The sequence below is a fragment of the Streptomyces sp. NPDC023481 genome, assembly GCF_055560195.1.
In genome coordinates this window covers 533,747-549,864 of the sequence record NZ_JBVHJE010000001.1, presented here as the reverse complement: position 1 = coordinate 549,864, position 16,118 = coordinate 533,747, and the positions used below count along the sequence as shown (strand labels likewise).

Sequence of the window (16,118 nt, the reverse complement as noted above, 5' to 3'; positions counted from 1 at the left end):
GCCACCGCCGCGAAGTGAACGAACGTTATCTCCAGCATCCCGCAGCGAGCAGTTTTACGGGACGCGGGGAGGGGGAAATCACATGGTGGGACATGAGGGCACACGGGGGACCTAGCCGTCCTCCGGCGTGCCGACAGGAGGTCGGCCATGAAGGTCACCGGGGTGCTGCCGCTCTTTTACCCGCTCTGTCGCCGCCTGTGGCCCGGCAGACTGGCCGGTCTGTCCATGACACTGCTGCGGGCGACGGCCCTGGAGGCCGCGATCCTGGCGGGTCACCTCCTGCTGTATCCGACCGGCCTGATCCAGGAGCGCCGCTCCGATGTCCTGCCCGACCCGGACGGCACGGCCCGGCTGCCGCTGCGTCCCGCCCCGCCGGTGGTCCTGCTGCACGGTTTCATCGACAACCGGTCGGTGTTCGTCCTGCTCCGCCGCACCCTGGCCCAGCACGGTAGACAGCGCGTGGAGTCGCTCAACTACTCTCCGTTGACCTGCGACATCCGCGCGGCCGCCGAGCTGCTCGGCCGGCACATCGAGGAGATCTGCGAGCGCACCGGCAGCGCCCGGATCGACATCGTGGGACACAGCCTCGGCGGTCTGATAGCGCGCTACTACGTCCAGTGCCTGGGCGGTGACCTGCGGGTTCGCACCCTGGTCACGCTCGGTACACCGCACTCGGGGACCCGGGTGGCTCCGCTGGCGGACGCGCATCCGATCGTGCGGCAGATGCGGCCCGGATCAGCGGTGATCGAGGAGCTGGCCCGGCCGGCGGCCGGCTGCCGGACCCGCTTCGTGAGCTTCTGGAGCGACCTGGACTCCCTGATGGACCCGCTGGAGTCGGCCTGCCTGGAGCATCCCGACCTCGACGCGCAGAACGTCCGGGTGTCCGGTATCGGCCACCTCGCGCTGCCCGTGCACCCGGCCGTGGCCGCCGGTATACGCGAGGCGCTGGAGGTCCCGAACCCCGTGGACCGGGCCGCGGGCGGCCTGACGGTGGCCTGAGAGACGGGCACACACCGCCCCATCGCCGATCGACATCGAACATTCTTCGAACGTCAGGCCAAGGTAGCGTCCGCGCTCCCCCTAAACACGGCCGAATGCCCGTTTCCGGCCCACGCGAAACAGGCCGAAGATTGTCGCGCCCAGGTACCGCCGGGTACAGTCGCCGCACTGCTCTGGCAGCCCCTGTTGTCGAGGCGAAAGAGAAGTTGGTGAACGACCGTCACCCGTCGGGGACCATGACCACCCCGGCCCCGGCTTCCGACGCCTCCACCGCGCACTACGCGCAGTACGGAGCGCAGGAAGCTCCTTACGACGACCTCACCACGTACGGCGGCTATGACGCCACCGGTTTCGCCGGTGGTCCCGGAAGCACCACGGCCTTCCACGCCGACCCACTCTTCGGCAGCCTCCCGGGCAGCGAGCAGGCCACCGGGGCGTACGACAGCACGCAGTGGCAGTCCGGCACCGCCCCGGCCCCGGCCTACGACCCGTACGCGGCCCAGCACACCGGCTACGACACCGGTGCCTACGACAGCACCGCCTGGAACGCCCCCGCACAGCCCGCCGGGAACGACGTGAGCGGCCAGTGGGACACCGGCGCCTGGCTGCGGCCCGACCAGTCCGCCGGCGCCGACGCCACCCAGCAGTGGGAGTGGGGCACCCAGACCTTCGACACCGGCGCGTACGACGCCACCCAGTGGAACTCCGCGGGGCAGAGCGTGCCGGCGCAGTCCGAGCGGGGCGGCGAACCGTTCGACCAGCAGGCCACCGCGACCTTCGAGGCGGTCGGCGACCGGCAGACCGGGTTCGAGCAGGCCGGTGACCCGCAGGCGACCGCGGGCTTCGAGCAGGTGCCGTACGAGGCCGCCGAATTCGGCGAACACGCCTCCGGCGCGGGCGAGCCGGACTCCACCGGTGAACTGCCCGCCGTCACCGGCCTGCTGGACGACCAGGAGGAGATCAGCCCGGCGCCGGCGACCCGCGCGGGCTCACGCAGCGGGGCGCGCTCCCGGCGTCGTACGCCTGCGAAACGCTCCGCGCTGCTGACCGTCGCCGTACCGTCGGCCTGTGTGATGGGGGTCGCCGGGATCGCCGCCGCCTCGGTCGGCGCGCTCACCGACGACTCCAAGGACACCGCCACCACCGCGGCGGACGCGCAGCCGGTCAAGCCGTCGATCGCCAACGACAAGCTGGACAGCCAGCTCAAGACGCTGTCGGCCGGCGCCACCGACTTCGCCGACCGGGCGAGCCGTACGCAGGAGCGGATCGACCTCAAGGCCCAGCAGGACCTGGAGAAGAAGAAGGCGGCCGCCGAGGCCGCGCTGAAGGAGCGGCTGCGCCCGAAGTTCGCGCTGCCGGTCACGCAGCACGGGCTGAGCGCCTACTTCGGGCAGGCGGGCATCAACTGGATGTCGGTGCACACCGGCATCGACTTCCCGGTCTCCTACGGCACCACGGTGATGGCCGCCACCGACGGCACCGTCACCACCAAGTGGAACAGCGCCTACGGCAACATGCTGATCCTGACGGCGAAGGACGGCACGGAGACCTGGTACTGCCACCTCTCCAGCTACCGCGTCGCCACCGGTGCGACCGTCAAGGCCGGCCAGCCGATCGCCTACTCCGGCAACTCCGGCAACTCCACGGGCCCGCACCTGCACTTCGAGGTCCGGCCGGCGGGCGGGGCGGCCATAGACCCCCTGCCGTGGCTCCGCAGCCACGGGCTGGACCCGACCTAGGAACCACCCGCAAAGGGGCCCCTCACCGGGGCCCCTTCCTCCGTCTAGAGCTTCTCCACCGGCGCGTACCGCAAGAGGAGCCGCTTCGGCTTGTCGTCGCCGAAGTCGATCGTCGCCTCCGCGTTCCCGCCGGTGCCCTTCACCGCGACGACCGTGCCGAGCCCGAACTGGTCGTGCGTGACCCGGTCACCGACGGCCAGGGCGACCACCGGCTTCTCCGCGGTGCGCCGCGTGGCGAACCCGGACGCGCCCGACGCCGACGAACGCGAACGGCTGGAGGACAGCGAGGCGGCGATCCCGGACGCCGGCCCGGAGGACACCGGCGCCGCCGCCCCCGTCCGCTTCCACTCCACGTGGGTGGCCGGGATCTCCTCCAGGAAACGGGAGGGCGGGTTGTACGACGGCTGGCCCCAGGCGCTGCGCATCGCCGACCGCGTGAGATACAGCCGCTCCCGCGCGCGTGTGATGCCGACGTACGCCAGGCGCCGCTCCTCCTCCAGCTCCTTGGTCTGGCCGAGGGCGCGCATGTGCGGGAAGACGCCGTCCTCCATGCCGGTCAGGAACACGACCGGGAACTCCAGGCCCTTGGCGGTGTGCAAGGTCATCAGCGTGATGACGCCGTCGCCGTCCTCCTCGTCGGGGATCTGGTCGGAGTCGGCGACCAGGGCGACCTGCTCCAGGAACTCGGCGAGCGTGCTCTGCTCGCCCTCACCGCGCTCCTGCTCGAACTCCAGGGCGACGGCCGCGAGTTCCTGGAGGTTCTCGATCCGGGTCTCGTCCTGCGGGTCGGTGGAGGCCTGCAACTCGGCCAGGTAACCGGTGCGTTCCAGGACCGCTTCCAGGACGGTGGCCGGGCCCGCGCCGGACTCCACGATGGTGCGCAGGTCCTCCATCAGCGTGTTGAACCGCTTGACCGCGTTGGTGGAGCGCGCGGCCATGCCGTAGGCCTCGTCCACGCGCTTGAGGGCCTGCGGGAAGCTGATCTTCTCGCGCTGGGCGAGGGCGTCGACCATGGCCTCCGCGCGCTCGCCGATGCCCCGCTTGGGCACGTTGAGGATGCGGCGCAGCGGCACCGAGTCCTCGGGGTTGGCGAGGACACGCAGGTAGGCCAGGACGTCCCGGACCTCCTTGCGCTCGTAGAAGCGGACGCCGCCGACGACCTTGTAGGGCAGGCCCACGCGGATGAAGATCTCTTCGAAGACACGGGACTGGGCGTTGGTGCGGTAGAAGACGGCGACGTCTCCCGCGCGCGCCTCGCCCGCGTCGACCAGGCGGTCTATCTCGTCGGCGACGAACTGGGCCTCGTCGTGCTCGGTGTCGGCGACGTACCCCGTGATCCGCGCACCCTGGCCGGCGTTGGTCCACAGGTTCTTCGGGCGGCGGGACTCGTTGCGCTCGATGACCGCGTTGGCGGCGGACAGGATGGTCTGCGTGGAGCGGTAGTTCTGCTCCAGCAGGATCGTCGTCGCGTCCGGGTAGTCCTCCTCGAACTGGAGGATGTTGCGGATCGTCGCGCCGCGGAAGGCGTAGATCGACTGGTCCGCGTCGCCCACGACGCACAGTTCGGCGGGCGGGATGTCGTACTCACCGGGGGGCACGTCCTCGTCGTGTGCGCCGGTGCCGACCAGCTCCCGTACGAGCGCGTACTGGGCGTGGTTGGTGTCCTGGTACTCGTCCACCAGGACGTGCCGGAAGCGGCGACGGTAGTGCTCGGCGACGTCCGGGAAGGCGCGCAGCAGGTTGACCGTCGTCATGATCAGGTCGTCGAAGTCCAGCGCGTTCGCCTCGCGCAGCCGCGACTGGTAGAGCGCGTAGGCCTGGGCGAGGGTCTTCTCGAAGCCGTCGGTGGCCTGGGCGGCGAAGTCCTCCTCGTCGATCAGCTCGTTCTTCAGGTTGCTGATCTTGGCACTGAAGGACTTGGGCGGGAAGCGCTTGGGGTCCAGGTCCAGGTCCCGGCAGACCAGGGCCATCAGGCGCTTGCTGTCGGCGGCGTCGTAGATCGAGAAGGACGACGTGAAGCCGAGCTTCTTGCTCTCGCGGCGCAGGATGCGCACGCACGCGCTGTGGAAGGTCATCACCCACATCGCGTTCGCGCGCGGTCCGACGAGCTGCTCGACGCGTTCCTTCATCTCGCCCGCGGCCTTGTTGGTGAAGGTGATCGCGAGGATCTGGCCGGGGTGGACGCCCCGCTCGCCCAACAGGTGCGCGATGCGGTGGGTCAGCACGCGGGTCTTGCCGGAGCCGGCGCCGGCGACGATGAGCAGCGGGGAGCCGGCGTGCACGACCGCCGCGCGCTGGTTCTCGTTCAGCCCTTCCAGGAGGGCCGCCGGGTCGAGCACGGGGCGTGGGGCGCCGTCGCGGTAGTAGGCGTCCCGGTCCGGCGGCGCGTCGAACTTCCCGCCGAACAGATCGTCCGGAATCGACTCCGGAGCGTGATCGTCCTCGGGCGGCGGCGGGGGCTCCTCCTGATGCCCGCGAGGGGGCTGGAGGTCCGCCAGGAAGCTGTCGTCAAAGAGGCTGCTCATCGCTCTCCGAGTCTAGGGCGCCCCACCGACAACCGGTCACCGTCCCCGGAACATCGCGGCACCGACGGCGAGTTGATCTTCGTACCGAAAACGCGTCCGCGCCGCTCACACAGCGGAAGCGGCCGGTGACGCGGATGTGAAACCGGCTCCAGGTCACGGAAATGTATCGGACATACCGCACACCAACCTTCACAGAAGACACACGAGTTGGCTAGGTTTCCGTCAGGCCGTACGACCCCTCTCCGGCGAACCTCGCCGGGCCGCACGGCCTCCGCCGAGTCCGGCGCGCCCGCACGGTGCCCGGAGCCGGGGACCCACCCATCCTGGGGCGAATCGGCCGACTCCCGCCCGGGACGACGCCGTAGGGCGACCTTCCGAGCGTCCGCCCGAACCCTCCCCCAGAGCCCACGAGGCCTGGGGCCCCCACCGCTGACCCGGTAGGCGGCAGTACGGAAGGAGTCGCCTCCCTTGGCGTCGCACCGCAAGCCGCGCCCCGGCGGGACCCCGGGAACGGGCATCAGCACCCCCGCGCCCACCTCCGTGGCCGTGCTCCCCCAGACCCCCGGGCACGCCGCGCCGAGCCCGGAAGAGGTCGAGCGGAAGATCGACGACCTCTACCGCCGCGCGGAATCGGCCGCCGAGACCTCCGCCGCGAGCAAGGAGTGGGGCGGCCGGGTGGAACGGGGGGCCGGTCGGGGCGAGCGGGGGGTCGCCAGGAGCGAGCGGCAGTCCGGGCGGGGCGAGAGCGGGGCCGGGAGGTCGGTGCAGGGCGCCGGGCGGCGTGAAGGGTGGGCCGAGCGGGTCGAGCAGGGTGCCCGGAGCGGCGAGCCTGTGACCGGGGGGCCGGTGCAGGGGATCGGGCGGCGCGAGGGGTGGGCCGAGCGGGTCGAGCGCTGGGCCGGGGGGCCGGCGGAACAGGGTTCCGGGCGCGGTGAACGGGTCGAGGGCGCCGAGAGGGCCGAGGCCTCGGGGCGCCGTGCGGACAGCCTCCAGCGGCTGCGGGACGAGGTTGCCCGCCGTGCACAGCACCGCGCCCTTCCGAGCCTGCGCGGCATGATCCCGGCCCAGCGCGGCGCGGGTCCCGCCGGGAGTACGGCGGTCATGCCGACCGTGGGGGGTGCGGACATCGCACCGCCCCTTGGCGGCACGGGCCTCTCCCCCTCCCTCGGGGATACGACCCTCTCCCCGGCCGTCGGGGGCTCAGGCACCGCACCCTCCGTCGGGGACACGGCCCTCTCTCCGACCGTCGGGGGCTCAGGCGCCGCACCCTTCCTCGGGGACACGGCCCTCTCCCCGGCCATCGGGGGCTCGGGCACCGCATCCTCCGTCGGGAAGCTGACCGTCACCCGGCCTTCGTCAGGCACCCGAGCCGCGCGGCACGCTCGTGACACGCGAGTCGCCCCGCCGGTTCGGGACGGGATCGAGCAGCCGGTCCAGAGCACCGGACCCGCGGTCTCGGCGCAGAACACCGCCGTGATCCCGTCCCTCCCCCACAGCGCCGTCAGCGCGGCGAGCCACGGAGCGTCGGCCGCGGCCACGACTGCCCCTGTTGCCGCTGGTGCCGCCGGCAGCCCGGGCCCCGCCGCAAGCGGGCCCAAGGCCGCCAAGGCCGCCGTGCAGACAAAGCTCGCCCACGCGCGCGTGCTGCTGTCCCAGCACGTGGCGCAGGCCGCCGCCGCCCCGTCCGGCACGTACGCGACCAAGGCCAGGAAGGCGATCTCCTTCGCCCGCGCGCAGGTCGGCAAGCCGTGCGTGTGGGGCGCCGCCGGCCCCGGTTCCTACGACTGCTCGGGCCTCACCCAGGCCGCCTGGAAGTCCGCCGGCGTCACCCTCCCCCGCACCGCGCGGGAGCAGGCCGAAGCGGGCACTCCGGTACCGCCGGCCGACGCCCGCCCCGGCGACCTCGTCTTCTTCCACGACGACGTCAGCCACGTCGGGCTCTGCACGGGCGACGGCATGGTGATCCACGCCCCCAGGCCGGGCGCGTACGTCCGTGAGGAGCCGGTCTCCGGTATCGGCGAGTCGGCCGTCCACAGCGTGGTGCGGCCGGGCTGAGACCCGGGGCGCGTGGGGGTCAGGTCCAGAGGACGGCGATGAAGATGTTGGCCGTGGTGAGCAGGCCGACCACACCGAAGAGGCCCTTGTCGATCCGCTCCTCGTCCCGCTTCACGTAGACCAGGCCGAGGATCACGATCAGCAGGGCCAGCTTCACGCCGATCTTGATCGTGTTGACGTGGTGGTCGTCGGCCTGGTTGAGGCCGACCAGGGCGACGCCGGTGACCAGCATGGTCAGCGCGCCGTGCAGCATCCCGGGTACGAACCGGGCCGTGCCCTGGCCCATCGCCTTCATCTGGGTGAGGAAACCGCCGAGCAGCGCGGCGATACCGACGATGTGCAGGCCGACGAAGAGATGGGTGAGTACGTCCATGGGCCCGGAGCCTAGCCAGGGGACTCCGGCCGCCCCGCCACCGGGCCCGCCGAAAGACCCCGGCGGCCCGAGGGGCAGACCCCGGACCACCGGGAAAGATCTTGCATAAATGCGAGCTATAGCAGCCCGTGCTCGCCGTCGGTCCCGCTTTCCCCGCTTCGGTCACCACACTCCGTAAACGTGACGGCTCCAGCACTCCTCCGTGGTCACGTACGGTCACAAGCCGGTCCGTTCGCACCACTTCCGCACAGCGCGTTACCTTCTCGTCACCGTCCGGCCTAGCGTCCTCCCCCAAGTGACCGGCTGAGACCGGTCGTACGCGTCGTACGGAAGGACGTGACCGTTCAGGTGGCAGCGCACCGCAAACCCTCGCAACGCCCGTTCAGCGGCCATACGGCCCGCACGGCCGTCACCCTCGCCCTGGCGGGCGCGGCCACCGCGACGGGTTTCGACGGGACGGGACACGCCGAGCCACAGCTGACGCCGGAGCAGGTCAAGGCCAAGGTGGACACCCTGTACCGGGAGGCCGAGGCCGCCACCGAGAAGTACAACGGGGCGAAGGAGAAGGCGGACACCTCCCAGCGGCGGCTGCACTCCCTCCAGGACGAGGCCGCCCGCGAGCAGACGAAACTGAACTCGGCCCGGGAGGCACTGGGTTCGGTCGCGGCGGCCCAGTACCGGGACGGCGGCATCGATCCGGCCTGGCAACTGGCCCTCTCCAGCGACCCCGACCGGTATCTCGACGGTGCCGCGCTCGCCGAGCGGGCCGGTGACCGGCAGGCCGCCGCCGTCTCGCAGGTGCGCGGACAGCTGCGGGAGATCGAACGGCTGCGCGGTGCCGCCCGCGTCGAGCTGGCCTCCCTGCGGTCCCGGCAGGCCGAGCTTAACCGGCAGAAGAAGATCGTCACCGGCAAGCTCGGCGAGGCCCGCCGGCTGCTGGCCCGGCTGACTCCGCGGCAGCGGACCGAGGTCACCGGCGCCGGCGCGGCGGCCGGGCCCCGCGCCTCCCGGTCGGCCGCGGACCCACGGGAGCCACTGGAACCGGCCGGGACCGCCCCGGCCCCCACCACCCGCGCGGCGGCGGCCGTCGCCTACGCCTACGGCAAGCTGGGCAGCCCCTATGTGTGGGGGGCGACCGGCCCGACCGCCTTCGACTGCTCGGGCCTGGTCCAGGCCGCCTACCGCTCCGCCGGCATCTCCCTGCCCCGCACCACCTACGCCCAGATCAGCGCCGGCCGCAGGGTCTCCCGCTCCGAACTCCAGCCGGGCGACCTGGTGTTCTTCTACTCCGGGGTCAGTCACGTCGGCATCTATGTGGGCAACGGCCTGATGATCCACGCCCCCAACCCGTCGGCACCGGTCCGCTTGGCCCCGATCGACGAGATGCCGTTCGCGGGGGCGGCCAGGGTGGCCTGAGGGCCGGATCGGGGCAGGGTCAGACCAGTCGGCGTGCTGTCGCCCAGCGGGTCAGCTCGTGCCGGTTGGACAGCTGGAGCTTGCGCAGGACCGCCGAGACATGGGACTCGACCGTCTTCACCGAGATGAACAGCTGCTTGGCGATCTCCTTGTAAGCGTAGCCACGGGCGATCAGGCGCAGTACCTCGCGTTCCCGCTGGGTGAGGCGGTCCAGGTCCTCGTCCACCGGCGGGGCGTCGGTGGAGGCGAAGGCGTCCAGCACGAACCCGGCGAGCCGCGGGGAGAACACGGCGTCGCCCTCCTGGACGCGGAAGACGGAGTCGACCAGGTCGCCGCCGGTGATGTTCTTGGTGACATAGCCCCGGGCGCCGCCACGGATCACCCCGATCACGTCCTCCGCCGCGTCCGACACGGACAGCGCGAGGAACCGGACGGGATGTTCGGCGTCCGCGGTCAACGCCGCGCACCGGCGCAGCACTTCGACCCCGCCGCCGCCCGGCAGGTGGACGTCGAGGAGGACGACCTCGGGCCGGGTCGCGGTGATGACCGTGACCGCCTCGTCGACGTCCGCGGCCTCGCCCACCACCTCGACGCCGGTCTCGGCGGTCCGGCCGATCTCGGCCTGCACGCCCGCACGGAACATCCGGTGGTCGTCCACGAGGACCACCCGTACGTGCCGCCCGCCCGCGCCGCCGGGCTCGGCCGGCTCCCCCGCCCCCGCCGTGCCGTTCGCCTCGGTCGCGTCACTCATGACGTCTTCTCCGCCCTCTCCATCTCCAGCTCGACCTCGGTGCCGCCGCCGGGCACCGCCCGCAGCCGGGCCGTGCCGCCGTTGCGTTCCATGCGGCCGATGATCGATTCTCTGACACCCATACGGTCGGTGGGTATCGCGTCGAGGTCGAAGCCGGGTCCGCGGTCCCGTACGGACACGAAGACCGTCTTCCCCTCGACTTCGGCGTAGACCTGTACGGCACCGCCCTCGCCACCGTACTTGGCGGCGTTCACCATCGCCTCGCGCGCGGCCTGCATCTGCGCACCGGTCCGCTCGTCCAACGGGCAGTCGCCGACGATCACGACCTCTATGGGGACGCCGTGCTTGTCCTCCACCTCGGCGGCGTTGCGACGCACCGCCTCGGCGACCGTGTCCGGCTCGTCGGCCTCCTCCTTGCCGGTGCCCTCCGGCTTGTACAGCCAGGCACGCAGTTCGCGCTCCTGGGCGCGGGCGAGGCGGCGCACCTCGCCCGCCTGGTCGGCGTTGCGCTGGATCAGGGTGAGGGTGTGCAGCACGGAGTCGTGGACGTGGGCGGCGACCTCCGCGCGTTCCTGGGCGCGGATGCGCATCAGCCGCTCCTCGGACAGGTCCTGGGTCATGCGGACCAGGTAGGGGCCGGCGAGCAGGGTGATACCGACGAGGACGGCGAGCGCGGCCTGCAGCACCGCGCCCAGGTGGGCGGCCGAGCCCTGGAGGACGAAGACGACGGTGACACCGGCCGTGACGAGCAGGACGCCGCCGGCGGTGCGCAGCAGGGTGAGGGTGCGGCGCCGGCGGCCGGCCTCGACCCAGCGGGCCCGGCGGGCGTTGTCCGCCTGGCGCCAGACGAGGGCGACACCGGCCGCGACGAGGACGGCGGGCACCAGATAGGCCTTGGCCGCGCTGTCCAGGTCGACGCTGCTCACGAAGACCATGGACACGACGACCATGAGGAGCAGCGCGACGATCTGGCCCCGGTCCGGTTTGCGGGCGACGAGTCTGCGGCGGCCGTCGGGCCAGCTCTCGGTGCCCACCAGCGGCGGCTTCTGGTCGCCGACGCCGCCGACACCGAGCGGGACGAAGAACCAGAACGCGGCGTACAGCAGCGCTCCGAGGCCGTCGGCCAGGAACAGGCCGACGAAGACGAGCCGCACCCAGACGACGGGCAGCCCGAGATGCCCGGCGAGGCCCCGCGCCACCCCGCCGAGCCAGCGTCCGTCGCTGCTGCGGTAGAGCTTGCGCGGCGGCCGCGGGTCGTCGAGTGGCAGGCTTGCGGCTTCCGGCATGCCAACGATGGTCACACGGCCGGGCGGAGGAGGCATCAGGGTCGGTCCCCGAGACGCCCCTGATCTTCGGTCGGGGGGCGGTCCGGGTGAGGGGGAAGGCGGCCGGTGCGGGCCGGTCGGACGCTTCCCCGCCTCGTCTCAGGGCCGATTTCAGGGTTCGCCCAGGGTCGTCCCGACTGCCGTCGCGGCGGCCGGGCCGTCACCATGGAACGCATGACGGATCACGAGCACGCCGCGACGGGTCCGGGACCCGGCCCCGGCCCGCGCCCGGCCCCGGGCACCGGGCCGACGGATGCCGCGCCCGCCGCGACGCGAGAGACGGGAGCGGCCGGCGCCGGCGCCCCTTCGCCCACGGACGAGCCCGCGCGGCAGGAGGGCGCCGGCGCCCCCGGCCGGCTCCGGCGCGACCGCCGGCACAAGATGATCGCGGGCGTGTGCGCGGGACTGGGCCGGCAGACCGACATGGATCCGGTGATCTTCCGGATCACGCTGGCCGTGCTGTCCGCGACCGGCGGCCTGGGCCTCATCTTCTACGGCTTCGTCTGGCTCCTGGTGCCGTACGAGGACGAGGAGGAGAACGAGCTGCGCAAGCTCTTCACGGCCCGGGTAGACGGCCAGGCGCTGGCCGCCGTGCTGTTCACGCTGGTCGGCTGCGGAATCCTGCTGACCCTGCTGAAGAACGGCGGGGTGCTGACGTTCGCCGCGGTGCTCTCACTGCTGCTCGCGGGCGCGGGGTACTGGTCGCCGCGCCGTGGCGCCCCCGGCCCCGACCCGCTCGCCGCGCAGGCCGCCGCCGACGCCCCGCCGGAGGCGCAGGCGCCGCCGGTCGTCACCGTCTACCCGTCGTGGTGGCGGGACCCGATCGTCAAGGACGGCTCCCATGTCGGCGGGACCGGTTATCTGTGGGGGCCGGGCGAGGACGCCCGGGAGCGGGACCTGGTCTCGGTCGTGGACGTCGGCATGGCCAACCCCTGGACGCACCCGGGGGTGATACGGCCGCCGCGGCCCGCGCCGGCGAGACCGCGCGGCCCGCGCCGGATCGGCGGCTGGGTGTTCCTGCTGGCCCTGCTGGCGGGCGGCCTGGGCACCGGGCTCGGCTGGCACACGCAGCCACTGGGCATCAGCCTGCAGGCCGGCCTGGCGGGCGCCCTGGCGGTGTTCGGACTGGGCATCGCGGTCAGCGCGGTCCTGGGCCGGACCGGATCCGGGACGGTGTTCCTGGCGCTGCTCACGGCGGCTCTGCTCGCCGGGGCGGCGGCCCTGCCCCGGGACATCACCACCGACTGGCGCAAGACGTCCTGGAAGCCGGCCGCGGCGGCCCAGGTGCGGCCCGAGTACCACCTCGGCACCGGGCGGGGGACCTTGGACCTGACCCGGGTGCACCCGGGCAGGGGCCGGACGGTCTCGACGGACGCCCGGGTGGGGGCGGGAGAGCTGAAGGTGGTCGTGCCGGCCGACACGACCGTGCAAATGAGCATCGATGTGGGAATGGGGGACCTCCGGTTGCCCGGGGACAGCACAAGGGACGTGGACATGCGGCCGGGCAGGCACCAGGAGGTGACGCTGGCGCCGGCCGGGGATGCCGGGAAGGCCGGCACGCTGGATCTGACGCTGGGCGTCGGAGTGGGACAGGTGGAGGTCAGCCGTGCTGCGTCATGAGTTCCAGCCCGGGAAGCTGGTCGCCGGGCTCTTCCTCACCGCCACCGCCGCGGTGTACGCGGGGAACGCGGGCGGTCGGTGGGACGCCCCGTGGTTCGCGGTCGTGCCGCTGGTCGTGGGCGGGCTCTGCCTGGCCGGCATGACGGCCGCGCTGACCCGGGGGATACGCAGACGGACCGGTGCGAAGGTCGAAGCGGAGGGCGGTCAGAGGTAGCCGTGGGGCCGTCGGCGCCGGGCCCGCCAGGCCGCGTCCACGGAGAGGTAGGGGGCGCCGGCCAGGACGAGGGGGATCCAGGCCATCAGGTAGGCGAGGTCGTTGCCGTAGTAGTAGGGGGTGGTGGCCCAGCTCACCGTCAGCCAGAGGCTGAGCGAGATCAGCGCGCCGCCCAGCGCGGCCAGCCGGCCGAGCAGCCCGAGGAGGGTGCCGATGCCGACGGCCAGCTCGCCCAGGGCGACGGCGTAGCCGAAGCCGACCGGGCTCTTCAGGGCCAGGTCGACCAGGGCCGGGATCGCGGAGGAGTCGCGGGCCGCGCGCATGGTGTCGCCGATCGAGCCGCTGCCGGCGGACCGCATGAACGCGCTGTCGGTGAGCTTGTCCAGGCCGGCGTAGAGGAAGGTGATGCCCAGGAAGACGCGCAGGGGCAGCAGGGCGTAGTGGGCGGCGGTGTCCCGCCAGGTGCGGGGGCCCCACGGCCCGGTGGTGTGTGTCTCGGTCCGCATGCCGTGAGTCATCGCCGCAGCCGCCTCTCGCCCGCCGTGCACCCCTCGCTTGACCATACGTATGACGAAGGGAGTCGGTTCAACCCTCTCGCAGATGATTTTCCGGATTTCGGGCGCCCTCGCGAACCTGCCCAGCGCTCACTCCGCCACCCGGAGGGGGTACCGGTTGGTCGCCACACCGGCCGCGGTCACCACCTGGACGTCCACGGCGCCGGGCTCCACGTCCGCGGGTACGGGGACGGTCAGGGCGTGGTCCGTGGGGTTGCGGAAGCCGCCGGCGACGGGAACCAGCGGGACGTGGACGTCGACGGCACCGATGCGGACGACCATGCGGGAGAGCCGGTCGGCGGTCTGGGCGCCGGGTGGGACGAAGCCGCTGCCGCGGATCTCGATGTCGTCGCCGGTGCGGATCGGGCCGTCCAGGTCGCCGGGTTCGCGGGCACGGACCACCGAGAGGATCACCGGCCGGCCGCCCTCGGCGTACTTGCCGGCCAGGTAGGTCGCGGCCGAGATCAGTACGACCACGGCCAGGCCCCAGGGCAGGTCGGGCAGTTGGTCGGGGCGGCGGGCCAGCCGTACGGCGGCGAACAGCAGGGCGACGGCGCTGATGGCGACGTACTGGATGTCGGCGAAGGCGCCCTTGCCGGAGTCGTCGGTGAGCAGGTCGGCGGCGCGCGGGCGGTGGGCCGGCACCTTCTGCAGCCGCTGGGAGAGGACGCGCAGGCCCACCACCCGGCGGACCAGGACGGCGATGCCGCACACCACGGCGAGGACGGTCACCACGCCCGCGCCGCGCGCGAGATCGAGGCCGGAGATCAGCGCGTCGCGTCCGGCGTGGTCGGAGGCGGCGGCCAGGCGGGCGGCCAGCAGCAGGACGGCGTAACCGACGAACAGCACCCAGCAGGCGGCGACGGTACGGGAGGTGGACATGCGGTTGTCCTCGCCGATCACCGGGGCGAGCGCTCCGCCGCGCGCCCGGTGGAGGAAGCAGGCGGCGGTCAGCGCGCCGGCGACGGCCAGCGCGGCGAGCAGGGCCGCGGTGCGGGCGCCGGTCCAGCCCGCGCCGATCGCGGTGAGCGCCTCGGCGAGCAGCAGCGCGACGACCGCGCCCCACACGGCGCTCACCGTCCGCAGCCACAGCCGGGCGAGCCGGGCGGCGCCCTCGGCCCGGCTCCGTTCGGCGACGGCCTCGGCCCGCTGGGTCAGTTCCTCGGAGACCCACTGGCGGGACGCCGAGGCGGAGTGCGCCACGCCCGCCGGCAGTCCCCGGCCGGCGGCGAACTCGTCGCGCCGGCGCAGGAACGCGGCGACGGCCCGCCGGTGCCCCTGCCGGGCGCCGTGCGGGCACTCCTCGCAGGTGCAGCCGCCCTCGTGGACGCCCTCGGCATCCGTGTCCCCTCTCGCCTCCTGCACCGCCACGCCCGACGCCCGCCTTCCCCACGACCTGCCGTTCCGTCCGCCCGCCCCGGCGGGGCGCACGACGGCCGGGCAACTCCCCGGTGACGAGAGCGCATTGTGCCCTACATCGGGCCCTTCGGGGCGGCGGTCCGGGTCAGCGGGGGTGAAGCCGGGGCCGCCGTGTTGACCCGGCCGCGGGAAACGCCGTACGGCAGCCGGTGCCGGTGCCCGTGCGGTTCCTCTGACGACACGGTGTCCTCCGGCGGCACGGCGTCCGCCGGCGGGGCGGTGTCCTCCGGCGGGGCGGTGTCCGGGTGGTGTGGGTGTCCGGCTCCGGGTGCGGGCTCAGCCGAACAGGTCGGGTTCGGCCCGGCTGATGTCCTGCCACAGGGGTTGGTAGTTGATCCAGGCCACCAGGTCGCCGCCGAGCTGTTCGCGGGTGGCGACGGCGAGCTTGTGGTCGATGAGCACCGGTCGGCCGGCCGCCTTCGCCAGCAGCTGCACCTGGCAGGAGCGGTCCAGGGACAGGAACCACCAGGCCGCCGCGTCCACCGAGTCGCCCACGGTGAGCAGGCCGTGGTTGCGCAGGACGAGCGCCTTGTGGGAGCCCAGCGCGGCGGCGATGCGGCGGCCCTCCCCGGCGTCGACGGTGACGCCGGTGTAGGCGTCGTAGAGGGCGAGGTCCTCGTAGAAGGCGCAGCTCTCCTGGGTGAGGGGGTCGATGAGGTCGCCGAGGGCGGCGAGGGCGCGGCCGTGCACGGAGTGGCAGTGGGCGACGGCGACGACGTCGGGCCGTGCGGCGTGCACCTGTGCGTGCACGGTGAAGGCGGCCTGGTTGACGTGGTAGCGGCCCTCTATGACCTGTCCGTCCTGGTTGGCGAGGACGAGGTCGCTGACGGTGACGTGCTTGAACGGAATCCCGAACGGGTTGACCCAGAAGCAGTCGGTGAACTCCGGGTCCCGGGCGGTGATGTGGCCGGACACCCCGTCCTCGAACCCGGCCCGGCCGAAGATCCGCAGGGCGCCCGCGAGCCGTTCCTTGCGGTGCCGGCGTTCGTCCTCGGTGGACTCGTGCTTGGGCGGCATGGCGAACCGCAGCCGGTCGGTGGGCAGCGGCAGGGGCGGGGTGGGCCCGGGCATAGATCCTCCCGTGCGGGAATGGCGGTACGGCCGGAAGGTACCTTCGGCCGGCGCAAA

General features: G+C 72.9%; 13 protein-coding genes. 6 read left to right on the top strand and 7 right to left on the bottom strand.

Annotation, left to right across the window (positions count from 1 at the left end):
- Positions 1 to 147: 147 nt before the first annotated feature.
- Together ACZ3ZD_RS02640 and ACZ3ZD_RS02635 are read left to right on the top strand one after the other, a co-directional pair.
- Entirely contained in the window at positions 148 to 999 is an 852-nt protein-coding gene (locus ACZ3ZD_RS02640; protein WP_467392676.1) for an esterase/lipase family protein, read from the top strand.
- Between the two features lie 209 nt (positions 1,000 to 1,208).
- Complete coding sequence (locus ACZ3ZD_RS02635) at positions 1,209 to 2,738, top strand: M23 family metallopeptidase (protein ID WP_467392674.1); 1,530 nt, start codon at positions 1,209 to 1,211, stop codon at positions 2,736 to 2,738.
- Positions 2,739 to 2,782: 44 nt separating this feature from the next.
- Here ACZ3ZD_RS02635 and pcrA read toward each other — a convergent pair whose 3' ends face one another.
- Positions 2,783 to 5,263: a DNA helicase PcrA gene (gene pcrA / locus ACZ3ZD_RS02630; RefSeq protein ID WP_467392672.1), complete on the bottom strand. Its 2,481-nt coding sequence runs from the start codon at positions 5,261 to 5,263 to the stop codon at positions 2,783 to 2,785.
- Positions 5,264 to 5,731: 468 nt separating this feature from the next.
- Between pcrA and ACZ3ZD_RS02625 the strand changes: the two genes are divergently transcribed.
- A complete protein-coding gene (locus tag ACZ3ZD_RS02625) occupies positions 5,732 to 7,318 on the top strand; it encodes a C40 family peptidase (protein WP_467392670.1) in 1,587 nt (528 codons plus the stop codon).
- A 19-nt stretch (positions 7,319 to 7,337) separates the two neighbouring features.
- On the opposite strand, the gene ACZ3ZD_RS02620 is transcribed toward ACZ3ZD_RS02625, so the two are convergent.
- On the bottom strand, positions 7,338 to 7,691 hold the full coding sequence (locus ACZ3ZD_RS02620; protein WP_467392668.1) for a hypothetical protein: 354 nt from the start codon (positions 7,689 to 7,691) through the stop codon (positions 7,338 to 7,340).
- A 348-nt stretch (positions 7,692 to 8,039) separates the two neighbouring features.
- Between ACZ3ZD_RS02620 and ACZ3ZD_RS02615 the strand changes: the two genes are divergently transcribed.
- Positions 8,040 to 9,107, top strand: a complete 1,068-nt coding sequence (locus ACZ3ZD_RS02615; RefSeq protein WP_467393277.1) for a C40 family peptidase — start codon at positions 8,040 to 8,042, stop codon at positions 9,105 to 9,107.
- Positions 9,108 to 9,126: 19 nt separating this feature from the next.
- On the opposite strand, the gene ACZ3ZD_RS02610 is transcribed toward ACZ3ZD_RS02615, so the two are convergent.
- Both ACZ3ZD_RS02610 and ACZ3ZD_RS02605 read right to left on the bottom strand, forming a co-directional pair.
- Positions 9,127 to 9,858 carry a LuxR C-terminal-related transcriptional regulator gene (locus ACZ3ZD_RS02610; protein WP_467392666.1) on the bottom strand — a complete coding sequence of 244 codons (732 nt, stop codon included), beginning with the start codon at positions 9,856 to 9,858 and terminating at the stop codon, positions 9,127 to 9,129.
- Positions 9,855 to 11,144 (bottom strand): ATP-binding protein, encoded by a 1,290-nt coding sequence (locus ACZ3ZD_RS02605; protein ID WP_467392664.1) that lies wholly within the window; start codon positions 11,142 to 11,144, stop codon positions 9,855 to 9,857. The genes ACZ3ZD_RS02610 and ACZ3ZD_RS02605 overlap by 4 nt, the downstream gene beginning before the upstream one ends.
- A gap of 213 nt (positions 11,145 to 11,357) precedes the next feature.
- Between ACZ3ZD_RS02605 and ACZ3ZD_RS02600 the strand changes: the two genes are divergently transcribed.
- Both ACZ3ZD_RS02600 and ACZ3ZD_RS02595 read left to right on the top strand, forming a co-directional pair.
- A complete protein-coding gene (locus ACZ3ZD_RS02600) occupies positions 11,358 to 12,803 on the top strand; it encodes a PspC domain-containing protein (RefSeq protein ID WP_467392662.1) in 1,446 nt (481 codons plus the stop codon).
- Positions 12,790 to 13,017, top strand: coding sequence for a hypothetical protein (locus ACZ3ZD_RS02595; protein WP_467392660.1), 228 nt, complete (start codon positions 12,790 to 12,792; stop codon positions 13,015 to 13,017). The genes ACZ3ZD_RS02600 and ACZ3ZD_RS02595 overlap by 14 nt, the downstream gene beginning before the upstream one ends.
- Here the strand turns inward: ACZ3ZD_RS02595 and ACZ3ZD_RS02590 are convergent.
- The 3 genes from ACZ3ZD_RS02590 to ACZ3ZD_RS02580 form a co-directional block, all read right to left on the bottom strand.
- On the bottom strand, positions 13,008 to 13,535 hold the full coding sequence (locus ACZ3ZD_RS02590) for a DoxX family membrane protein (RefSeq protein ID WP_467392658.1): 528 nt from the start codon (positions 13,533 to 13,535) through the stop codon (positions 13,008 to 13,010). The two genes, ACZ3ZD_RS02595 and ACZ3ZD_RS02590, sit on opposite strands and share 10 nt — an antisense overlap.
- A gap of 126 nt (positions 13,536 to 13,661) precedes the next feature.
- Positions 13,662 to 14,942: a hypothetical protein gene (locus tag ACZ3ZD_RS02585; protein ID WP_467392656.1), complete on the bottom strand. Its 1,281-nt coding sequence runs from the start codon at positions 14,940 to 14,942 to the stop codon at positions 13,662 to 13,664.
- A gap of 324 nt (positions 14,943 to 15,266) precedes the next feature.
- Positions 15,267 to 16,061, bottom strand: a complete 795-nt coding sequence (locus ACZ3ZD_RS02580; protein WP_467392654.1) for a class II aldolase/adducin family protein — start codon at positions 16,059 to 16,061, stop codon at positions 15,267 to 15,269.
- Between the last annotated feature and the right edge of the window lie 57 nt (positions 16,062 to 16,118).

Coding starts and splice junctions, on each gene's coding strand:
- ACZ3ZD_RS02640 (WP_467392676.1), top strand. CDS start 148: ATGAAGGTCACCGGGGTGCTGCCGCTCTTTTACCCGCTCTGTCGCCGC.
- pcrA (WP_467392672.1), bottom strand. CDS start 5,263: ATGAGCAGCCTCTTTGACGACAGCTTCCTGGCGGACCTCCAGCCCCCT.
- ACZ3ZD_RS02620 (WP_467392668.1), bottom strand. CDS start 7,691: ATGGACGTACTCACCCATCTCTTCGTCGGCCTGCACATCGTCGGTATC.
- ACZ3ZD_RS02610 (WP_467392666.1), bottom strand. CDS start 9,858: ATGAGTGACGCGACCGAGGCGAACGGCACGGCGGGGGCGGGGGAGCCG.
- ACZ3ZD_RS02605 (WP_467392664.1), bottom strand. CDS start 11,144: ATGCCGGAAGCCGCAAGCCTGCCACTCGACGACCCGCGGCCGCCGCGC.
- ACZ3ZD_RS02600 (WP_467392662.1), top strand. CDS start 11,358: ATGACGGATCACGAGCACGCCGCGACGGGTCCGGGACCCGGCCCCGGC.
- ACZ3ZD_RS02590 (WP_467392658.1), bottom strand. CDS start 13,535: ATGACTCACGGCATGCGGACCGAGACACACACCACCGGGCCGTGGGGC.
- ACZ3ZD_RS02580 (WP_467392654.1), bottom strand. CDS start 16,061: ATGCCCGGGCCCACCCCGCCCCTGCCGCTGCCCACCGACCGGCTGCGG.